Consider the following 20,117-nt stretch of genomic DNA (forward strand, 5'->3'; position numbering starts at 1 on the left):
TAAAACGGCAATCGTCTAGCGTTTGGGTCGACTTATTCGTAGTCCACGGGTGCATGTCCCGCCTCGACTGGCAGCTCGCTGCCAGTCCCACAGTATCGATGAAAGCGGGACGGACTATCTATAGAGGGTCGAACTCAGCCAGCTATTGTCGGCTGAGTTCGTTATGGTTTAATCGATGCCTGCCATCGGCCACAGGAATGTGCATGCCTCCGCGCATGTCGGCAGGCGTCAAATAAACCCGATGGAGGAAACCGCGGAGTGCTCCAATGCGGTTGGAGGCTTCACACTGACGTCAAAACGAAACGTGCCAAATTCAGTGTGACGAAACGTACGTCGCATTATCGAACGCTGCCGGAATGGCGAAGCTCTCGCGCATACGCTTCGTCTCCGCCGCTGGCGTCAAGCCAAAAAGCCGCTTGAACTCTCTGCTGAACTGGGACGCGCTCGTGTAACCTACCGCGTGGCTTGCCGCCTCCGCGGTCAGTTCCTGACGGACCATCAACAGGCGAGCCTGATGCAGGCGCGTAGACTTCACGTACTGCATCGGCGAAACCTGTGTGATCGACTTGAAGTGGCTGTGGAAGCTGGGAATGCTCATTCCCGCTTCCTCGGCCAACTGCATCACGTCCAGCGGCTGCGCATAGCCGGCATGGATGAGGCGTAGCGATCTGCCTATACGCCCGAACTGCCCTCTCATCGTCAAAGCCTCGCGCATGGAGCTTCCTTGGGCTCCGGTGAGCACACGGAAATATAGTTCGCGCAGCAGGTCCGGGCCCAATACAGCGGCTTCGAGCGGCCGACGCAGCGCCTCGAGGAAGCGCAACACGGACGCTTGCATCGCGTCATCCATCGGCGTCGACATCATGCTCTGAGGCGCCTGCACATGTTGTGTCGCGCCTTCGCGGTCGAGTTGTAGCGCCAGTTCAGCGGCCACTGTGAAATCGAGGTGAAGGTACAGCGCAAGCAACGGGCGCTCCGGGGTTGCGTCGGTTTCCATGCTGAACGGAACAGGCACGGACACGGCCAGGTAGTGATGCTCGTCGTACAGATAGAGCTGGTCGCCGAAATAACCTCGCTTGCGGCCCTGGCAAACGATCACGATGCCGGGGTCGTAGAGAACCGGCGTGCGTGACAGAGGCCGATTTGAACGCAGGATGCGCACGCTGGGCAGCGACGTAAGGTTGTAGCCCTCCTCGGGCGCCAGCGCGCGGAGCAACGCAATCATGCGCTTTTGGGTTCGCGAAGAGAGATCGGGATTATGGGTAGAGGCCCGCTTGGTGTTCATAGCTTTAGGCAATAAAAATAGCGGAATCTGGCTTAAATTGCTTTGCCCTTCAGACTAGTATGCACTCTCGAGACAACATCTGGGAGAAGCTTCAATGGCATCCAGCAAAATTCTGCTGATCACTGGCGTCAGCAGCGGCTTCGGCCGTGCACTCGCACAAGAGGCACTAGCGGCGGGACATAAGGTCGTCGGTACTGTGAGAAGTGCGGAGGCAAAACGTGATTTCGAATCTTTGTCCGCAAGAGCTTTTGGACGTGTACTTGATGTGACCGACTTCGACGCCATCGACGGCATCGTGGCGGAAATTGAAACGGCCGTCGGACCCGTGGACGTTCTGGTCAACAATGCAGGCTACGGCCACGAAGGCGTCATGGAAGAATCGCCTTTATCCGAGATGCGTAGACAGTTCGATGTGAATGTGTTCGGCGCGGTCGCCATGATGAAAGCCGTGCTGCCTTTGATGCGTGAGCGCAGACGTGGCCACATTCTGAATATCACGTCGATGGGCGGCTATATCACCATGCCAGGGATCACCTACTACTGCGGAAGCAAATTCGCGCTGGAGGGAATCTCTGAGGCGCTTGGCAAAGAGGTCAAGGCTTTCGGCATCGCCGTGACAGCCGTCGCGCCAGGCTCGTTCCGCACCGACTGGGCGGGTCGCTCGATGACGCGAACGCCCCGTTCGATTGGGGATTACAACCATATCTTCGACCCCATCCGCAAAGCTCGTGAGGAGAAGAGCGGCAAGCAATTGGGCGATCCCCAAAAGGCGGCACGCGCGATGCTCGCCGCAATCGCCGCGGACCGCCCTCCCGCGCATCTTTTGCTCGGTAGCGATGCACTCGGGCTCGTGAGGGACAAGTTGTCCGTATTGGAAGATGAGATCCGTGACTGGGAGGCTGTTACGGTCTCGACTGACGGCTGAAGCTCGCTGGAGCGCGGAGGCTGTCGCGTACCTGATCCCTCGTCATCGGGTCCGGACAGGAGCGGCCCGCAACCAGAACATGATCGTCTGCTGTCGACTGCACAGCAGACTTTCAGGCTTCCCACGCGAGCGTCTGCGTTGGGTCGGGTGCTGTCCTCCAGCATGAGGACAGTTGTCGTTCGACGTAACAGCTGATACAGCGACCGCAGAGCGACCAACAACTGCCCTTCGCCGGCGACCGGCCCAATGACCGCAACGGCCGATCATGCAAAGCTCCTGACTATGCAAAGTCGCCTCGGAAAACCGCAGGATCTGCCGAGGCGGTTCGACTAACGCGCCTCGCATGCTTTGCATAATCGCGGTGTCTGTCCACTCCCGGTCGATAGCCGATAGCCGATAGCCGTAAGGAGCGGGTTATCACGTGCAGTTCGACGGATAGCTAACGGCTCAGGCGCAAGCTTCAAGGTCTCCTATTCATGAGGCATGACTACCAGGCGTTCAGGTTGTCAGACTCGACATCGCCTCGCTTCAGGTCGGTTGCTCGATGCCTGCCAGGATGCGTGATCGTGCACTCACAGTGCTCCACACAATCGCAGGCATCCCAACAGGCGATAATGGAACTGGGCGCCCTCGCTGATCAAACCCGCCATTAGTATGAAGGATTCGTCTTACCCCGGCCGGTACTGGCACTTTCTGGACGATGGACGCATCGAGTGTGACCTGTGCCCGCGCAACTGCCGCCTGCATGATGGGCAGCGCGGCGCCTGCTTCGTGCGCCAGCGGGCCGATGACCAGATGATCCTGACTACGTACGGCCGCTCATCAGGGTTCTGCGTTGATCCAATCGAAAAGAAGCCGCTCAACCATTTCTATCCCGGCACAAGCGCGCTTTCCTTCGGTACCGCTGGCTGCAATCTGGCCTGCAAGTTTTGCCAGAACTGGGACATCAGCAAGTCACGCGAGATGGACACGCTCGCTGACACTGCCACCCCGGAAGCGATCGCCGACGCGGCCGGGGCTTATGGCTGCAAAAGTGTCGCCTTTACCTATAACGATCCAGTGATCTTCGCCGAATATGCGATGGATGTGGCCGATGCCTGCCACGGGCGCGGCATCATGGCCGTGGCGGTGACCGCAGGGTACATGGGTACGCAGGCGCGGCGCGATTTCTACGCCACCATGGATGCCGCCAACGTCGACCTGAAGGCGTTCACTGACGATTTCTATTTCAGGATCACGGGCGGCCACCTGGCTCCGGTTCTGGAGACGCTTCAGTATCTCCGACATGAAACCGGTGTATGGCTGGAAATCACCACGTTGCTCATTCCAGGCAAGAACGACAGCGATGCGGAAATCCGTTCTGAAGCGCAGTGGATCATGAAGGAACTGGGCGAGGACGTGCCGTTGCATTTCACCGCGTTCCATCCCGATTACAAGATGACCGACGTGGCGCCCACGCCGCCCGCCACGCTCACCCGCGCGCGCAAGATCGCGCTCACGGAGGGTTTGCGATACGTCTATACCGGAAATGTTCACGACGTCGACGGCGGCACCACCTTCTGCAAAGGCTGTGGCACCGCGCTCATCGTGCGCGACTGGCATCGGATCGCAGACTATCGGCTCACAGACGACGGCGCCTGTCCCGCGTGCCGCACTCCGGTGGCGGGCCGGTTCGAACGGTTCGATTTACCCTTCGGCCGACGGCGGATCCCCATCCGTCTCGACGTCTGATCCTCCCGCCTCTGATCCACCGGCTCATCAGCACTGAGTCAGTCCAGCATCAGGCAGGCAAGTTTCCGGCCAACCCACAAATATTGGCGGCTACGAGAGCTACTAAATCACACGGCCTGTCTTCGGCGCATTGGCGTGAGACACGTTAAAGTCGATTCCAATTTTGTTCGTATCCGCAAACGCTTATCCACTTAAGCTGCACCGAGGCCAAGGTACGGACGCGAAGCGAGCTCATACCTTCTGCGCGCGATGGTGAAAAACTGAAGATGGCCGGTTTCGGCCGGCAAAACAGCTCGCTCGGGTCAGACATCGTCGCGACGCTTACTGTCGCGCGACCAGCCTTCGAGATGACGACTCCCCTTCCCTCTCGTTGATGTCTGAACGGGTCCCTCTTCGACACGCGCCGAGCGAGAAAGCGGGCGAAGCAGTCCGGGTTACATACCGAAACGCAACCAGAGAGACTTCTTGTCGAGTGCTCCCCAAGCGGCTGTCGACCTTGCCGTTCGCTGGCACAACGGGATCTACTGTTTCAACGGCCAGGCTCGCGCCCGTTGACGGCATCGCAAGCTCGGTGGTGCAGTTCGAATTTGCACCGTGTGCGTCGACGATTCAGCGCGCACCGATTGGCGACTCTCGAAGCAACGATCCAGCGCGGCGGCGTGAACCAATGATTGATCCGATGGCACGGATCGCTGGCGATGAATCATGGGCCAGGGTTTGATGAAGACGCTCATGACGTGCAGGTTGTCGAAACAGAAAAACCGGCTCACGCTAACGTCGTACGCCGTGCACTGACCCGTGCCGATGAGCGAAGCTGACGAAGGGACAGCGACATGAGCCTGGTCGATTATCAACTAATGGAAGTGGCAAGCGGCAAGGCCGTGAAGATGTGGACACAGGGCGTCGCGATTGAGGAGGCGGCTTGCCGGCAACTGAGAAACACGGCCCGCATGCCGTTCGTGTTCAGGCACCTTGCCGTCATGCCGGACGTCCACGTGGGCAAAGGGTCGACGATCGGCAGCGTGATTCCGACACAAGGCGCGATCATCCCGGCGGCGGTGGGCGTCGATATCGGCTGCGGAATGATGGCGGTTCGCACGACGCTGACGGCCGCGGACCTGCCCGATTCGCTTTCCGGCGTGCGCGGCGCGATCGAGCGCGCCGTGCCGCACGGCGGTGCGCCGGGGCGGCGCGACCCGGGTGCATGGTCGCGTCCGCCGCCGGCCGTCGACGACGCCTGGAAACTGCTGGCGCCCAGTTTTCGGCGCATCGTCGACAAGTATCCTCCCCTTGCGCGCACGAACAACCACGCGCACGTTGGCACGCTCGGCACCGGCAATCACTTCATCGAGGTATGTCTCGACGAAGATGACGGCGTCTGGTTCATGCTGCACAGCGGATCGCGTGGCGTGGGCAACGCGATCGGGAGTCTCTTCATCAAGCTGGCCCAGGCCGACATGCGTCGACACCTTGCGAATCTTCCAGACAAGGATCTCGCGTACTTCAAGGAAGGCAGCCGGCACTTCGATGACTACGTGGAGGCGGTCGGCTGGGCACAGGAGTACGCGCGCTGCAACCGTGAGGTCATGATGAATGCCGTGATCGACGCGGTGCGCACGACTATCGGAAAACCCTTCACCATCGACGAGCACGCTGTGAACTGCCACCACAATTACGTACAGAAGGAACGGCACTTCGGCGCCGACATGTTCGTAACGCGTAAAGGGGCGCTGTCGGCGCGCGCGGGCGAGTTCGGCATCATTCCGGGTTCGATGGGCGCGAAGAGCTTTATCGTTCGCGGCCTCGGCAATGAAGAGAGCTTCTGCTCATGCAGTCACGGCGCCGGGCGCTCGATGAGCCGGAAGGAGGCCAAACGGCGCTTCACGGTCCAGGATCAAATCAGGGCGACGGTGCATGTCGAATGCCGAAAGGATGTAGGGGTCGTTGATGAAATTCCGATGGCCTACAAAGACATCGACGCGGTGATGGCCGCGCAGCGGAGTCTGGTGGAGGTGGTACATACGCTGCGGCAGGTGGTTTGTGTGAAGGGTTAGGCCCTGATTGGTTTGCGACCACCGCGCAATTTCGCCGGAATCGCTTGCCAGAATTGGTTACCCGTCATTCGCCGAGTCCAGAGATAGGCACCCTAACCGATCCGCCTTCGCCGATCACCAATCCAGTGCCAGCGCGGCTTACAGACAAATTCGATGAGCCCGAAAAACTAGCACCCAGTTGGATCAGCTTTTCTGACGCCAGCTCCATCCGATCCTTGCGGCTCATTCGGTACGATGTGGAACGTCGCTCGGGAAAGGATACGGGGCGTGGGGGCCTGGCCATTCCGGTGCCGGCGGTCCGCCCAGCGCATTGCACCCGGCGAGACCGAACAAAAGGCAGCATGTGAGCAAACGGGAGCAAACGCGCCGCATTGCCGCTTGAGCATTCATCGTGCACCCCCTGCGTATTGCGCAACCCTGTTGCTTGGACCGCCAATCGATGCGGCGGGTTGCACTGTGGCGGACTCGCTCATCGCATAGCCTGGCGAGCGGGAATCAGCGCCGTATCAATAGGACGCAAGTAAGTTAACCGGCGCCGGGGTCAACCCTGTTCAACGCCAGATCATTGTCTTCGGCAAACCGAATAACGAATTCAAACACTTCAGGGCAAACTCTCCGGAGTTCATCGGAAATCATCAGGCATTTAACGCCGGTGTCGACGAAAGGCATGGCGAGCCGCGTCGACGCAATATGGAATCCGGGCCGACGCTCTCCGACGAAGAGAACGATAACGTCCATCAGACGCTCAGCCCAGTCGCCCGGGCGGAATACCTTCCGGTCGCGCGTGATGCCTTTGATCAGATAGTGTCCGCTGCGCTCGGCCGTAGTCATGCTTCTATGACTGATGGCTGGAGCGCCGTCCACTGCTGCTGGCCGGGTTTCCCGGCAGACCACTCTGCCGTTTTATCCAGCCTGAAAACCGCCACCGCGCCGTCGAGCGCGCGCGCCTGTTCCTCCAGCGACGCTGCGGCCACAGTTGCCTGCTCCACCAATGCGGCGTTCTGCTGGGTTGCGTTATCCATTTGCGTCACCGCACGATTGATCTGGTCGATACCGCGCGACTGTTCTTCCGAGGCCACGCTGATTTCGCTGACAATGCCAGTGACGTTGCGTGCCGCCCTGACGATCTCTGCCATTGTCATGCCGGCACGCGCTGCGAGTTCGCTGCCGTTCTGCACCTTGGCAACCGAATCGCCGATCAGTTCTCTGATCTCTTTCGCCGCAGAGGCCGAGCGTTGCGCGAGCGCGCGGACTTCGCTCGCGACCACTGCGAACCCGCGTCCCTCCTCGCCAGCCCGTGCAGCTTCGACGGCCGCATTCAACGCGAGGATGTTGGTCTGGAACGCGATGCCCTCGATCGCGCCGATGATATCGACGATCCGGCTTGAACTCGAGGCCATGTCCGTGATTACGTCGACAACCTGGCCGACGACGCCGCCGCCGCGCGCCGCGATCTCAGACGCGTTTTCTGCGAGCGCACTGGCCTGCCGCGCGTTGTCGGCATTTTGCCGGACCGTGGCAGTCAACTCTTCCATGCTCGATGCGGTCTCCTGCAGGGTCGCCGCCTGCTGCTCGGTACGGGTCGACAGGTCAGCATTGCCGTTCGCGATCTCGCCCACCCCGTGCGTGATCGCGGCCGTCCCTTGTCGCACCTGGTTCACGGCACCGGCGAGCGCTGCCTGCATCCGGGCAAGCGCAACCATCAACCGGCCCATTTCGTTGCCGCGCAGCGTATCGATCGCGCTTGTCAGATCGCCAGCCGCGATGCGCTCGAAATGACAAATCGCCTGGTTAATGGGCCGCACGATCGACGCCATCAGCATGAAGCGTGCGAACAAGCCCAGTAAGATCGCAGCGGACCCAATCGCACCGAACAGCCACAGCAGCATGTGGAAATGCTGTTGCGCCGACGCAAAGCGCCATTTTTGCTGCTCCGCCTGAAAATCCTCGAGCGCGAGCGCCGCGCTCCTGTAGTCACTGAACAATGTTTCGGGTGCTTGCCGCTGCGTTGTCCGGAACGACATGAAATCGTTCTGATCGAGCGCCGCGATTTCAGGCGCAAGCGCCTGTTTCATCAAAAGCTCGCGCTTCGCGCGCAGCGTGTCGCCGAGCTTCCTCTCAACCTCATTCGAGGGCGGCTGCGCTGCATAGGCAGCCAATTCGCGATCGCTGTCAGTCTGCCCGGCGTGCACCCGCGCGAGTGCGGCCTCGGTCGGCTTTCCTTGTGCGACGAGCGTTTCGTACGCACCGAGATCGACCCGCACCTGCAGAAGCGCTTCGCTGCTGGCGACAAGGTGTCGCAGCGCAGCCGTCTCTTCGCTATACATCCTGTCGAGTGCCGTGTTGGCCGTTTCCAGGCCAGCAATCGACGTTGCGATCACGAGCATCAACGCGGCCGTGTAACCGGCGATCGTGACGGTCAGAGCGGCCCGGATAGTAGTATTTCTGAACATGGCTGCCTTCCTCGACCCGCTGAGCAGAAAACAAGCGGCGGCCGGATCAGTCCGCCGCCGCTAGTAGGAGCACATCGATGAACGAATCAGTGCGAATCTGATTCCCGCATCAGAAGCGAGTGCGCACGCCCGTGGTCAGTTCCAGCTGGTTGGTCGCGCCGAACGTCGATCCGACCGTGTAGCCGCCATGCAGCTTCATGTAGTCGCCGGCCAGGTACACTTCGGTGCGCTTGGACAGGTGGTAGAACGCCGACCAGTAGAGCGTTTCCTTGTAACCGTTATGGAGGCCTGAAGTCGGGTCGAAAGCACCGATGTTCGCGTTCGGGATATCGCCGTCACTGTTGTAAGCGGCGTTTTTCACGCGCATCTGCTGATAGCCGAGTTGGTAGTCGAACGGGCCCTTCGGCGACAGCTTGAGCGACACTGTCCACGCGTTGTCCTGACGCTGACCGAGCGCACCCTGATTGCCGAGATAGCGGAAGTAACCCGCATTGGCGCGCAGAATACCGAACGTATAGTTGCCGCCGACCGAGAACGATTGGTTCGTGAAGCCTTCACGGTTGACGTGGCTATAGAAGCCCGACACGTTGAACGGGCCGCCGTTGTAGCCGAGCGCGGCCTGATAGTTGGCGTTCGTGCCGAAACTCGTCGAGTTGCCGAATGCGTAGCCTGCGCTAGCGAAAATGCCGTTGTCGAACAGTTTCTTCCATGCCACGCCATTGTTATACCGTGTACCGGTCGCGCTGGCCGCGTAGAAAATCATCTGTTTGAAGTTGTTCGAATTGGTCCAGCCGCCCTCTTCCGTCGTCAGCCTGGCGCTGCCGTACGGGTCGCCGTAGATCGTCGAGGCGTCGCGCGCAATCGTGTTCTGGAACCCTGCCGTGATCTTGCCGAAGGTGTCGTTCTCGATGCCCACCCATGCGTCGCGGTCGAAGATCTGGCCTGGATCTTCCATCTGGCCGTTGGCGACAACGAATTCGCTTTCAAGCCGGAAAATGATCTTCGACCCCCCACCGATGTCTTCCGCACCCTTCATGCCCCAACGGCTGCCGCTGAACCACGGTTCGCCGTCGTTGCCCATGCCAATGACATGATTGCCGTTCGCATCCGCGTGCGTCCGGTAGGTGGGGAAGCTCAGGTCCATCAGGCCGTAAAGCTGAACACTTGATTGGGCGTGCGCGCCGGTTGCAGCAACGGCGCTTGCCGTAACGGCCAACGCCAGATACTTTTTCTTCAAGATCGTCTCCTCAAATTACTACGTAAAAATCTTCGTTTTCGCCCGCTGCCGTGACTGCCGCCCGGATCAGTCGATGGACGCAATCCTAGTTACCTCAATCCTTCACCAACCTTTCCTGTATCATCTGTACAACTAAGTGCATTTGCTGATATACGGCGTGATGTCGATGCCAGTTACGCGGAATCGTTGCTGCGCAGAATATAGCCAAGGCCGCGCAACGTCGTGATCTGCGCGCTCGACATGCATAGATGCTTGCGCAAGCGGTGAATATAGATGTCGATAGCGTCCGCGCTCGGTTCGTCGTCGAGGGTAAACAAGCTTTCCACTAGTGCTATTTGGGAACTGTCTTCCCCGGTTTCAGCATCAAGGTTTCGAGAATCGTGTGCTCCCGGGGCCGCAATATCAGCGGCAGTTTTCATTGCTCAGCAGGCTGACAACCCAGTGTGCGAGTTCCGCGTCGTCTTCCACGAGCAGCAGCTTCATCTCTTTTCCTCAATCGCGAGGCGTTACCGAAAGTCAGAATGCCGCGGGTCTCCACTTCAGCAAACGCCTTTCCAGCGCGGTGAGTAAATAGTCCGCGGTGAGCGCCACCACCGCCAGCACGATCATGGCTGCGAACACGCCGCTCGCATTGAATGCGCCTTGCGCCGTCGAGATCAACAGGCCGATGCCCTGCTTCGAACCGAGGAACTCGCCAACCACCGCGCCAACCAGGGCGAAACCGAAGCTCACGTGGAGGCTCGCGAGAATCCACGACAGCGCCGATGGAATCACCACCGACGTAGTCAACTGGCGTTTGGAGGCACCAAGAATCTGCGCATTCGCAATCATGTAGCGATCGGCTTCACGCACGCCCTGGAACGCATTGCCGAATACCACAAAGAACACCATCACAACCGCCAGCGCTACCTTCGAAGCCATGCCGAGGCCAAGCGCGATCACGAACACCGAACCCAGCACGACCCGAGGGATCGAATTCGCGATCTGGATGTAGAGACTGAACACGTCGGACAACAGCTTGTTGCGGCCCAGCACCACGCCGCATACGATGCCGCCGGCCGAGCCAATCAGGAAGCCCAGGAAGGTTTCTTCGAGTGTGACCCAGACCTGCTGAAGCAGAGGACCCTGCGAAGTGCCATTGATGAACCAGTCGGCGATCTGCGCAAAGATTGCGGACGGCATCGAGAAAAAGAAGGGATCAATCCATTTAAACCGTCCGCCCAATTCCCATCCACCCAGCACAATCACCAGCACCAGGATCCGCAGACCGATGATCAATGCATGTCGTTGGCGCAGCCGCCGCTGTGCGATCTTTTCAACATTTGCCAGCGACGCGCTATCGAAGGCCGCCTGCAAAGCATAGTCAGGAGTTGACATCAATTTTCCCAGTATCGGTTAGGTCAGGCGATCTGCACTTCCTCACGCAGGTCATGCCAGATGTCGCGCGAGATTTCAATGAAACGGGGCTCGTAGCGAATCTCCGACGTGACGCGCGGTCGCGGCAGATCGATCTCATAGACTTTCTTCAGTGTCGCAGGCCGTGCGGTCAAGACGAAAACTCGATCGGCCAGCGCGATTGCTTCTTCCAGATCGTGCGTGACGAACACGACCGAGCCCGAATTCGCCGACCACAGCTGCAGCAACTCGTCCTGCATCAACGTGCGCGTCTGCATGTCGAGCGCCGAGAACGGCTCGTCCATCAGCAGGATTTCCGGCTTGTTGATGAAGGTCTGCGCGAGCGCGACGCGCTTTCTCATTCCGCCCGACAATTGATGGGGATAATGCTTGCCGAACTTCTCGAGTCCGACGCGGCGCAGCCACTCATTCGCTTCGTCGTGCGCGACCGATTTCGAGCGGCCGCGATAGAGCGGCCCAGCGGCGACGTTGTCGAGCACCGAGCGCCACGGAAACACCGCGTCGGCCTGAAACACGAAGCCGATGCGCGGGTCGATGCCGTCCACCGGCGCGCCCATCACGCGCACTTCGCCGGTAGTCGGCTTCAGCAGCCCGGTGATCATGCTGAGCGTCGTGGATTTGCCGCAGCCGGTCGGCCCGACCACCGCGACGAACTCGCCTTTGGCGACGGACATGCTGAAATCGCGCAACGCAATCGTGGCCTTGCCGTCCGGAGAAACAAAGCGGCATGACACTGAGTCGAACTCGATCACCGGAGCGTCTTTGGAAACAACATGGTTCATCTGGTACATCCATGGAAGTGGCCGGCACCGTTGTATCGGCAGCGGCAGTGCAACGATCACACTGCAAGAGACGGGCAACAGCGACCGGCGAGCGCCGACTTATTTCGAACCGGTGAACTCGTTGGTGTAGGTTTTCGCCAGCTCGATATGCTTGCCTTTGACCGACGGATTGAATGCAGACAGCACCTTCAATACGGTCTCGGGACCGTCAGCAGGCATCTTGCCGTCCTTCGTAAACATCGGCAGCGATGCTTTCAACGCGCTCACGTAAAGCGGTTTGTCTTTCTGATAGTCGTCAGGCATTTTGGCTGCAATCTCTTCCGCGCTATGCGTGTGGATGAATTGCATCGTGCGAACGAACGCGTGCGCAAGCTTTGCTGCTTCCGCCTTGTGGGAATCGGCCCATGCCGCCTGGACGTAGAGGCTCGACGCCGGGTAGGTTCCGCCCAACGCCGCCTTCGTCCCTTCCACGGAGCGCATATCGACGAGCACCTTCGCGTCGCCGGACTTCTGCAATGCCGAGACGGTCGGCTCGGTCGTCATACCGGCGTCGATACGCCCTTGTTTGATCGCCGCGATGAAGCTGGCGTCAGCGCCCACCGGAAGCATCGTGTATTCCGTGGACTGGATGCCGTGCTGTCCCGCGAGGTATTGCGTAAGGAAGCTTGTTGAAGAACCGAGGCCCGTCACACCCAACGTCTTGCCCTTCACGTCCGCCATCGATTTGACCGTTTCGGCCGCTTTGGTCGATACCATCTCGACCTCGCCCGGCACTTGCCCGAAAACGACGATCGCCTTGACGTCCTTGCCTTTGGTTTGCAGGTCTATCGTATGGTCGTAGAACCCGACGACAGCCTGAACGGCACCGGCCAGCAGTTCGTTTTCGGCGTCGACGCCTGCCGGCTGCGACAGAAGTTCGACGTCGAGCCCCTCGTCCTTGAAATAGCCAAGCTGCTCGGTCAGGCGCGTCGGCAAATAGATCAGCTTCGTGATGCCGCCGACCATGATCGTGATCTTCCCGCCGTCGGCGGCGCTCGCATGCTGCGACGCAAGGCCGAAGAGCAGGCCGGAAGCAATGGCGATCTGCCGCAGTGTGCGAAAGCTAGGGGTCATCGATAGTCTCCGTTATTGTCCGGCGCGGCGGAATGCCGCCCGTCTGCATCGACGGCGCAATTCTAGGAAATCGAATCCTTCTCCCAGCTTTCACGGCGATCAATATTCGTATGGGATATCTATGATGGCCAGAGGCGCTGCTACTCAAAAACGCCCCTTCCCGCTTCGGCAACTTTCGACCGCGCCCCCATGACTACGTCCGGTCACTGCCCAAAAAAAGGGGCTAACCGATGCTAGTTGCAGCGCGGCGGGTCGTCGCCTTCCGTGCAAGTCATGCCTCGCTTGATGCGCGAGATCTGCGCTTCAAATGCGCGCGCGCCCCTATTGCGTCACCAACACCTCGACGCGACAGTGCCGCCCTCACGTCGTATTGTTGCGCGGGCGTTGCGGGTTAACACCCATGATTTGGCGACAGCAGAGAAAGCTGGCAGAAGGCGTCCGGTCTCTATAATCCGTTTCAATCACCCTGAAAGAGCGCCACGCTTTAGAAAGCGGCGTCACACCATCGGGGTTGCCAGCAGCTATCCACCATACGGCAGCGGAGCAACAGTGGGTGGACGGCTCCCATTTCCTCACAATTCGCCGGGGAGCGGAGTCGCTCCATGTCGCAAGCCTGCAATCAGCACAATGCGTGGAGAAGCGGTGAAAGATATCGAAATCGAGCGGTGGCCATTTGTGGTCCTCATGTGTATCTGTCTTGGTGGTTTGATGTTGAAGGCGTGCGCGTTTGGGCAAGATGCTTCTCCGCTTGATGGTGTGGTAGCTCATACATGTAGCGACTTGCTGGTCTTTCTCGGCGGTGTTGGAAGTGCCGGACTTCTTTGTATCAAACTCTTCGGTCCGGCAAGGGTTGAGAGCACGCTTTTCTGGGTGTTCCTCGCGGGAATCATCGCCGCTGCGATCCTGTTTTGCCGGGGGACCTGAAGGAAGACATGGACATAGCCCGCATCATTCATCGACGCTGGAGTTGGCGATGACCGAAGGCAGAACGTCTTTACGTGCGCTCATCGACAAATGGGTTGGACGTACGGCGACGAGTCCCATTAGGGTTATCCGACATGGTGATGCACGATCGAGGCGCTACGTGCACGTCTCGCTCCTACGGTCGCAGTCAGCGCACATGATCTTCTTTTTTCGTCACGATGACGGTAGCCGGAATGTCTTCCCGCCAGAGACTCAACGCCCTGCGATGACTTAAATTGCAATCAGGCCGCATGACGCGCGGTGAAATCCACGTGGGCTTCGCATCCGGAGACAATTTGTCGCATGAGCGCTGAAGCCACCAGCAGAATCCCTTGATCAGATCACTGGCCGGTGAGCATTGGGACGCTTCGCGCCACTGCAGCCGCCGGCCTTCAACCACGAGGAGACACTTCGTGCAAACCACTTCACGCACATCACCGCCTGCACCCGACCCGGCGCATCAACCCGGGATCAAGCCCCGCTTCTGGCCCGAAGGCTGGTGGAAACTGATGGAATACCGGATCGGCATCATTCCGTTGCCGGTCTACGTGATCCTGCTCGTGCTGATCACCGGCTTTGCGGTCACCGGAAAGGTGCCGGGTGAGATATCGATGGCAATTGCGGTATTGGCCTTCTTTGGTTTCACTTGCGCGGAGATCGGCAAGCGTCTGCCAATCGTGCGCAACATCGGAGCCGCCGCGATCTTCGCGACCTTTATTCCATCCGCGCTGAGCTACTACCACTTGTTGCCCAAGCCGATCCTCACGCTCACCACGGACTTCACGAAATCGACCAATTTCCTGTACCTGTTCATTGCGTCGATCATCGTGGGCAGCATTCTGAGCATGGACCGGCGCGTGCTGATCCAGGGCTTCATCAAGATCTTCGTGCCGCTCGCACTCGGCTCGGTCGCGGCTGGCATCGTCGGGACGCTGGTCGGTACTGCGCTGGGACTCGGTGCGCACCATACGTTCTTCTATATCGTGGCGCCGATCATGGCAGGAGGCATCGGCGAAGGGGCGATCCCGTTGTCGGTCGGCTACTCGGAAATCCTTCATTTACCGCAGGGTGAGTTGTTCGCCCAGGTCTTGCCGCCGGTGATGCTCGGCAGTCTTACCGCAATCGTCTTCTCAGGCCTGCTCGACAGGGTTGGAAAGAGGTTTCCTCATCTCACTGGTGAAGGACGTTTGCAAGTTGGTGAGGAAGACGAAATGGACCCGGTGCAGGAGAAAATAAGCGGCCATGTGGACGTCTCGCATATCGCTGCGGCGGGGATCACCGCCATCACCCTTTACCTGCTCGGATTGATGTGCCGCAACCTGTTCGGGCTGCCCGCACCGGTTGCCATGCTGTTTCTCGCGGTGCTGGTCAAACTCGCCCGCGCGGTGTCGCCGCCACTGCAGGAGGGCGCCTTCGTCGTCTACAAGTTCTTCTCGACTGCGGTTACCTATCCGCTGTTGTTCGCGATCGGGGTGGCAATGACACCGTGGGACAAACTGATGGCCGCGTTCACCCTCGCCAACATCGTGACCATCGTGGCAACGGTGGCTACGCTCATGGGGACCGGCTTCGTGATCGGTCGCATGTTGAAGATGTATCCTGTCGATACGGCAATCGTGAACGCGTGTCACAGCGGACAGGGTGGGACGGGCGACGTCGCGATCCTGACGGCGGCCAACCGTATGCAACTGATGCCGTTTGCACAGATTGCCACGCGAATAGGCGGCGCGATTGTCGTCACCCTGACGTTGATCGTGCTCGCGCACATCAGATGACGAATCCCAAGGGCACTGTTAAGTCAACGGGTTCCGATTACAAATTCGTTTTTAAACATAGCTATCCTTATCAGACGATGCCTGAGACCGCGGTGGTGGCGGTCCAGTCATACCATTTGGCAAAGCGTTCCTGCAGTATTGCACGATGACACGCCGCGTTCATCAGATGTATGGACAACGCGAAGTGCTGTCGGTCCGAAGCATGAGAGAAACGCCTGCGTGCAAGGCGCATCGCGAAAACCGCATAGCTGGCGTTCGCGCCTGCGGGTCGCAGCAGCACTGGGCGGTTTGAAGCCTGCTCCAGCAAGCCGACTCAACATTTTCCCTTTCGCTCATGGCTCATGGCTCATGGCATATTGCGGCCACATTGATGAGGAGGCCACTTGATGGCAGCGACGTTCGAAGCAATTCAGGTGAAGATGAATAAACTGTAAGCACACGCAGACACGCTTGCGACAAAAAAGTCGGCGCAATAATCTTAGCGCCGCAGACGCCAAGGTATCGTGAGTTCTGAAACAGAACATTTCGGGTTGGGGCGCTTTAGAAAACTGCTAAAGGCGATCGGCCAAAGGCGTGGTCCGGTTCGCACCATGAGTATCGAAACCCGCGCTGGCTGCTCAAAGTAACTTGCGAAGGCCGTCATACATCATCACAGAGCCGTTGATGTCAGTAACGGCTCCCATATATCCTCTACTGTCCAAATCCGCCAGACGGCTGGCGTTTAAACCGAGACTGGCGTAATAAGCCGCTTGCGATCGCGGGCGAAGCTCGACGCGAATATTCCCTACCACTCCGGCATTTCGCGCCCTATAACCTATCTGCAGGGCGATCATTACGTGTCCAGGGTCCACAAGATCCGTTGACATTGCCAACTCGCACGCCATCTTCCGCCCGGGACCTCGGCTCGGCGCACTGTTTTCCTCATTTTCCCAATGACCTAAAACTTTCGCCTCGGGCAATTGGCCTGCAGACGCAAAAGACGCTGTGGGTGCCCGACATCCCGTGAGGAGGTCAACTTCAGGCACGCGAATATCGAGTCGCACGATTGGAAGTTCCGCGCACGCGAGGCAAGGCAGATATCAGGCAATTTGAGCAAGTCACTGCCTTACAGGCGGGAGGCAGCATGTCCTCGTCGACGGACACGGCAATCCTTGTCGCAGCGGCGCATGACGCTGCGCTGGACCCCGGTCGCTGGCCCGACGAGGCGGTGTGGGGAGGGGGATGTCGCCGTTATCAATGACGGATTCGGCGAAAAAGTTTCACCCACAAATCGAGGTGCCAGAATGAAATGTCGACTCATAGCAATGGCAAGCGGGTCTGTTTGTTGGCCACGGCAGAAGTCGCGTATTCACACGATGCAGGGCGAGCTCCGCAATCTCCAGACAACGCAGTCATCCGCACAGCAGCATGCTGCACCGACGGCGGCACAAATGCGCGACACGTCCGCAGGAGACGTGCCGAAGACGGGAACGCAACGGGTACGCGCAGCCAGTACGGAACCCCGTGTACGGCTGGGCTGTCCTGCGAAATCTGCCAGGGTAACTGATTGGACCCGTTCGTACGGGTCGTCGCCGAGGCCGGGTCGAGATTATCTGGAACGGCCCCTCATGCCTGGTTCGAGCGACCGAACCACCTTATCGGAGTACATGAATATGAAACCGCTCAAACTTGCAGCATTTAGCGTCGCCGTTCTCGCATTCGGATACGTTCAGGCTCAGGATACATCGCCTGCAAGGCAGGCCACCAGTTCCGCGATGTCTTCGACAGACTCTGGAGGTGTCTCTGCCACGACTAGTGATTCAGGCATGTCAATGGGCAAAACGCGGGCCCAGGTCCGTCAGGAATATGAGCGCGCGCGTCAGTCGGGCGAACTCGACAGGATCAACCAACAGTATGGCGGCGAATAGAAACAGGGATGCGCAATTCCGGGGCAGCGACTAGTCGCTGCCTTGTCACAGTGAGCCAGCGTTGCAATCATCTTCTGCGGATTGCGCGCCCGAAAATCCCGTGAGAACGTCAACTTCAGGAACGCGAATATCGACTCGCATGATTGACCATTGTTGCTGGCCATAGCGTTGACACCGGCTCGCACATCCCAGCAGAGCACCCAGCACGTGTCTTGTCCCGGGCGCTTCGCAAGCCCGCCGCCAACGTCGGCGGGCCGCACTCCGCTCCTGTCGAGCAGCACAGCAACGGGCGGCCTGCCGGGGCTCTGTTTCAGGGGTAGTGGTGCAATCTCGGTAGACGAGTGAGAAATCGCCCATATTTCGGATACCTCAACGAGCTGAAAGAACCGCCATCCACATCGAGGGCGAAGCGGTGTCCTTGAGGTGCATGCTGGTGAGATCGAACTGGCCTTTGCGAATGCGATGCATCAGTTCGATGCCGGGGAGGGTAACGGCGGCGCTGCGGATCCGCTTGAACCCGAGCATCGCGTTCACCCGCGATTTGATGTGGCGGTGATCCTGCTCAATCAGGTTATTCAGGTACCTCGAGGATCGCAATTTTGTTCGCCTGGGTAGCGACTCGTCGGTCTTCATTTCGCGGACCGCCCGATGAGATGCCGCGTGGTCCAGCGTGATCGTTTCAGGAGCGCGTCCCTGAGTTCTGATTGCCTTCGTGAAGAACGCCTTTGCTGCTGCCACGTCGCGCCTGGCGCTGAGGCGAAAATCGATCGTCTTTCCCGCCCGGTCAACGGCGCGGTAGAGATAGGCCCATTTGCCGCGAATCTATGCAGCAAAGGCGCGATACCGACCGGAGATCGAAAAATGCTTTCATTGGATTCGTTATTGTCGTCGTTGAATTGGGCGCAAATCCCTTTCTGCAGCGCAGCTTCGACGAAAAGTATGTCTCGACAGCCTATCCGATCTACGCGACCGGGGCGCCGGGCCGCTCGGCGATGTTGATGCTCAACTTCTATCAGTAAGCGTGAGCATCCGGCTTCTTCAAAGCTGATCCACAGCCGCTAAATAAAGCGCTCGTGAGTAATGCCACCGCGAGCGCTTTCACGATGACCGTTGCCCCAAACGGTGCACCTGGCTAAGGTTGCGGCAACTACGCGGACTTACCGCTGATCTTGTCCATCGTCGCGATCAGCTCTGCTAGTGACTGCTTGCAGTCGCTCGCGTTCGGACTGCTGGCGCGCAATGCGCTCAGCGCTCGGTCGATCGCCTTGTCGACGGTGTGCCAGTCCGCTGCGGCACGAGGCTTCAGCGATGGCTCGGCGTCATCCCAGGCAACCTCCAGATCCTTGACCCGGGTCTTGCCGGCAGCGAGATCGCCGCGATTGACCAGTGCAGCTGTATCGGCTGCAATCTTGCGAAACGACGACAGATCGCCGAGTTTCGACGCGTTGCTGGGTTGGGCAGCCTCAGCCGACGGAAAACCGGTGCTGCCCGACTGATGGTTCCCAAAGCTGATTGCGGAAATGGCGATAAAGGAAGCGATGACAGCTTTGCTCAGGGTGCGTTGATTCATGATTGTTCTCGTCAGTTTGATCCGGTTTTCGATGCAAAGAGGACAACGTGCACTGCGTTGGAAACCAAAAACTCAATGTTCACTTGAAGTAGTTGCGCGCACGGCCCGCTGTTCCGCAGCAGTCGCAAAGACCACCATCACGACGATCGCAGTCAGGAACAGCAAGCTTGTATTGATCGTGCCGAGTCCCAAACCGCCGTACGTGCGCGACTGCGAAAGCAGGTCGCCGAACGAAGCGCCCAATGGCCGCGTCAGAATGTAGGCAAGCCAGAAAGTCAGTACCGGATTTCCACCTACGCAATAGATCGCGCTCACCAATGCGATTAGCGCGCCGAATGCCACGACGCCGATCATGAAGCCGAGCCCCAACGCTTCTGTCGCGAGATCGCCTGCCGCAGTGCCCAGCGCGAATGTGAACAACACGGCAGCCCAGTAGAAAAGCTCCCGCCGCGTCGTGTAGATGGTGTGAATCGACAGCGTCCGTTCACTGCGATACCAGAGCGCGAACACCACTGCCAGCGCGAGGGCAAACACGATCGTGCTGAAATAAAGACTGACGCCGAGCTTGTCAGTCAGTGCGTCGGTAATCTGCGTACCGACCACACTGACGAGCACCACGGTCAGCCAGTAAATCCACGGCACGTACTTACGCATGCGAAGCTGCACGGCCAATGCGGCGATCAGCAACGCGAGCATCATCCCGCCGGTGAACGCGGTACCGAGCCCCACGTGCACGGCCAGATAGTCCGCGCCGGTTTCGCCGACGGTGGTCGCCAAGATCTTGATAGCCCAGAAGCCAAGTGTTGCCTCGGGCACTTTGTTGCGCATCTCGGCAACGCGATAAGTCGAGGTCTCTAGCAAGCCGGTTCTCCCATCAGTGAGCATTGATTTCGACGTTGCGAGCGG

The 20,117-nt window shown here is 59.1% G+C and carries 17 protein-coding genes and 3 pseudogenes; 7 read left to right on the forward strand and 13 right to left on the reverse strand.

Annotated features, from left to right (window positions below; translation table 11 throughout):
- Nucleotides 1–313 precede the first annotated feature (313 nt).
- The gene (locus FVF58_RS45305) at nt 314–1,285 is read right to left on the reverse strand and encodes an AraC family transcriptional regulator (RefSeq protein WP_149676096.1); all 972 of its coding nucleotides are present in this window, start codon (nt 1,283–1,285) and stop codon (nt 314–316) included.
- A 94-nt stretch (nt 1,286–1,379) separates the two neighbouring features.
- Here FVF58_RS45305 and FVF58_RS45310 point away from each other — a divergent pair, with 94 nt between their 5' ends.
- From FVF58_RS45310 to FVF58_RS45320, 3 genes are all read left to right on the forward strand, one after another.
- Nucleotides 1,380–2,210: an oxidoreductase gene (locus FVF58_RS45310; RefSeq protein WP_149676097.1), complete on the forward strand. Its 831-nt coding sequence runs from the start codon at nt 1,380–1,382 to the stop codon at nt 2,208–2,210.
- A 654-nt stretch (nt 2,211–2,864) separates the two neighbouring features.
- On the forward strand, nt 2,865–3,941 hold the full coding sequence (amrS, locus tag FVF58_RS45315) for an AmmeMemoRadiSam system radical SAM enzyme (RefSeq protein WP_149676098.1): 1,077 nt from the start codon (nt 2,865–2,867) through the stop codon (nt 3,939–3,941).
- 833 nt (nt 3,942–4,774) lie between these two features.
- Nucleotides 4,775–5,995, forward strand: a complete 1,221-nt coding sequence (locus FVF58_RS45320; protein WP_149676099.1) for an RtcB family protein — start codon at nt 4,775–4,777, stop codon at nt 5,993–5,995.
- Nucleotides 5,996–6,520: 525 nt separating this feature from the next.
- Here the strand turns inward: FVF58_RS45320 and FVF58_RS45325 are convergent.
- The 7 genes and pseudogenes from FVF58_RS45325 to FVF58_RS45355 form a co-directional block, all read right to left on the reverse strand.
- Nucleotides 6,521–6,826 (reverse strand): DUF3579 domain-containing protein, encoded by a 306-nt coding sequence (locus FVF58_RS45325; protein WP_149676100.1) that lies wholly within the window; start codon nt 6,824–6,826, stop codon nt 6,521–6,523.
- The gene (locus FVF58_RS45330) at nt 6,823–8,448 is read right to left on the reverse strand and encodes a methyl-accepting chemotaxis protein (RefSeq protein WP_149676101.1); all 1,626 of its coding nucleotides are present in this window, start codon (nt 8,446–8,448) and stop codon (nt 6,823–6,825) included. The genes FVF58_RS45325 and FVF58_RS45330 overlap by 4 nt, the downstream gene beginning before the upstream one ends.
- A gap of 109 nt (nt 8,449–8,557) precedes the next feature.
- Nucleotides 8,558–9,685 carry a porin gene (locus FVF58_RS45335; RefSeq protein ID WP_149676102.1) on the reverse strand — a complete coding sequence of 376 codons (1,128 nt, stop codon included), beginning with the start codon at nt 9,683–9,685 and terminating at the stop codon, nt 8,558–8,560.
- Nucleotides 9,686–9,858: 173 nt separating this feature from the next.
- A pseudogene (locus FVF58_RS45340) lies at nt 9,859–10,097 on the reverse strand (winged helix-turn-helix domain-containing protein); the annotation flags it as partial.
- Between the two features lie 104 nt (nt 10,098–10,201).
- A complete protein-coding gene (locus FVF58_RS45345) occupies nt 10,202–11,062 on the reverse strand; it encodes an ABC transporter permease (protein WP_149676103.1) in 861 nt (286 codons plus the stop codon).
- A 23-nt stretch (nt 11,063–11,085) separates the two neighbouring features.
- Nucleotides 11,086–11,883: an ABC transporter ATP-binding protein gene (locus FVF58_RS45350; protein WP_149676104.1), complete on the reverse strand. Its 798-nt coding sequence runs from the start codon at nt 11,881–11,883 to the stop codon at nt 11,086–11,088.
- A 99-nt stretch (nt 11,884–11,982) separates the two neighbouring features.
- The gene (locus FVF58_RS45355; protein WP_149676105.1) at nt 11,983–12,996 is read right to left on the reverse strand and encodes an ABC transporter substrate-binding protein; all 1,014 of its coding nucleotides are present in this window, start codon (nt 12,994–12,996) and stop codon (nt 11,983–11,985) included.
- Between the two features lie 642 nt (nt 12,997–13,638).
- On the opposite strand from FVF58_RS45355, the gene FVF58_RS45360 reads away from it, so the two are divergent.
- Both FVF58_RS45360 and FVF58_RS45370 read left to right on the forward strand, forming a co-directional pair.
- Complete coding sequence (locus FVF58_RS45360) at nt 13,639–13,920, forward strand: hypothetical protein (RefSeq protein WP_149676106.1); 282 nt, start codon at nt 13,639–13,641, stop codon at nt 13,918–13,920.
- 452 nt (nt 13,921–14,372) lie between these two features.
- Nucleotides 14,373–15,734, forward strand: a complete 1,362-nt coding sequence (locus FVF58_RS45370; RefSeq protein WP_425469027.1) for a 2-hydroxycarboxylate transporter family protein — start codon at nt 14,373–14,375, stop codon at nt 15,732–15,734.
- A 70-nt stretch (nt 15,735–15,804) separates the two neighbouring features.
- Here FVF58_RS45370 and FVF58_RS45375 read toward each other — a convergent pair.
- A pseudogene (locus tag FVF58_RS45375) lies at nt 15,805–16,003 on the reverse strand (IS6 family transposase); the annotation flags it as partial.
- 348 nt (nt 16,004–16,351) lie between these two features.
- Nucleotides 16,352–16,567, reverse strand: a complete 216-nt coding sequence (locus FVF58_RS45380) for a hypothetical protein (RefSeq protein ID WP_149676108.1) — start codon at nt 16,565–16,567, stop codon at nt 16,352–16,354.
- Nucleotides 16,568–17,386: 819 nt separating this feature from the next.
- On the opposite strand from FVF58_RS45380, the gene FVF58_RS45385 reads away from it, so the two are divergent.
- On the forward strand, nt 17,387–17,641 hold the full coding sequence (locus FVF58_RS45385) for a DUF4148 domain-containing protein (protein WP_149676109.1): 255 nt from the start codon (nt 17,387–17,389) through the stop codon (nt 17,639–17,641).
- Nucleotides 17,642–18,010: 369 nt separating this feature from the next.
- Here the strand turns inward: FVF58_RS45385 and FVF58_RS45390 are convergent.
- Nucleotides 18,011–18,463 (reverse strand): annotated as a pseudogene (locus FVF58_RS45390) (IS6 family transposase); the annotation flags it as partial.
- Nucleotides 18,464–18,465: 2 nt separating this feature from the next.
- Between FVF58_RS45390 and FVF58_RS45395 the strand changes: the two are divergent.
- Complete coding sequence (locus FVF58_RS45395; RefSeq protein ID WP_149676110.1) at nt 18,466–18,660, forward strand: hypothetical protein; 195 nt, start codon at nt 18,466–18,468, stop codon at nt 18,658–18,660.
- Nucleotides 18,661–18,788: 128 nt separating this feature from the next.
- Here the strand turns inward: FVF58_RS45395 and FVF58_RS45400 are convergent, their stop codons facing one another.
- Together FVF58_RS45400 and FVF58_RS45405 are read right to left on the reverse strand one after the other, a co-directional pair.
- Nucleotides 18,789–19,211, reverse strand: coding sequence for a histidine kinase (locus FVF58_RS45400; protein ID WP_149676111.1), 423 nt, complete (start codon nt 19,209–19,211; stop codon nt 18,789–18,791).
- A gap of 72 nt (nt 19,212–19,283) precedes the next feature.
- Nucleotides 19,284–20,039 carry a COG4705 family protein gene (locus FVF58_RS45405; protein WP_149676127.1) on the reverse strand — a complete coding sequence of 252 codons (756 nt, stop codon included), beginning with the start codon at nt 20,037–20,039 and terminating at the stop codon, nt 19,284–19,286.
- Nucleotides 20,040–20,117: the final 78 nt, after the last annotated feature.

The organism is Paraburkholderia panacisoli, assembly GCF_008369935.1.
GTDB classification, from domain to species: Bacteria; Pseudomonadota; Gammaproteobacteria; order Burkholderiales; family Burkholderiaceae; genus Paraburkholderia; species Paraburkholderia panacisoli.

What these genes read in the sequence shown, in the direction of transcription:
- FVF58_RS45395 (WP_149676110.1), top strand. Translation starts at nt 18,466, where the DNA reads ATGCAGCAAAGGCGCGATACCGACCGGAGATCGAAAAATGCTTTCATT.
- FVF58_RS45305 (WP_149676096.1), bottom strand. Translation starts at nt 1,285, where the DNA reads ATGAACACCAAGCGGGCCTCTACCCATAATCCCGATCTCTCTTCGCGA.
- FVF58_RS45310 (WP_149676097.1), top strand. Translation starts at nt 1,380, where the DNA reads ATGGCATCCAGCAAAATTCTGCTGATCACTGGCGTCAGCAGCGGCTTC.
- FVF58_RS45405 (WP_149676127.1), bottom strand. Translation starts at nt 20,039, where the DNA reads ATGCGCAACAAAGTGCCCGAGGCAACACTTGGCTTCTGGGCTATCAAG.
- FVF58_RS45350 (WP_149676104.1), bottom strand. Translation starts at nt 11,883, where the DNA reads ATGAACCATGTTGTTTCCAAAGACGCTCCGGTGATCGAGTTCGACTCA.
- FVF58_RS45380 (WP_149676108.1), bottom strand. Translation starts at nt 16,567, where the DNA reads ATGATCGCCCTGCAGATAGGTTATAGGGCGCGAAATGCCGGAGTGGTA.
- FVF58_RS45330 (WP_149676101.1), bottom strand. Translation starts at nt 8,448, where the DNA reads ATGTTCAGAAATACTACTATCCGGGCCGCTCTGACCGTCACGATCGCC.
- FVF58_RS45400 (WP_149676111.1), bottom strand. Translation starts at nt 19,211, where the DNA reads ATGAATCAACGCACCCTGAGCAAAGCTGTCATCGCTTCCTTTATCGCC.
- FVF58_RS45325 (WP_149676100.1), bottom strand. Translation starts at nt 6,826, where the DNA reads ATGACTACGGCCGAGCGCAGCGGACACTATCTGATCAAAGGCATCACG.
- FVF58_RS45385 (WP_149676109.1), top strand. Translation starts at nt 17,387, where the DNA reads ATGAAACCGCTCAAACTTGCAGCATTTAGCGTCGCCGTTCTCGCATTC.
- amrS (WP_149676098.1), top strand. Translation starts at nt 2,865, where the DNA reads ATGAAGGATTCGTCTTACCCCGGCCGGTACTGGCACTTTCTGGACGAT.
- FVF58_RS45320 (WP_149676099.1), top strand. Translation starts at nt 4,775, where the DNA reads ATGAGCCTGGTCGATTATCAACTAATGGAAGTGGCAAGCGGCAAGGCC.
- FVF58_RS45355 (WP_149676105.1), bottom strand. Translation starts at nt 12,996, where the DNA reads ATGACCCCTAGCTTTCGCACACTGCGGCAGATCGCCATTGCTTCCGGC.
- FVF58_RS45345 (WP_149676103.1), bottom strand. Translation starts at nt 11,062, where the DNA reads ATGTCAACTCCTGACTATGCTTTGCAGGCGGCCTTCGATAGCGCGTCG.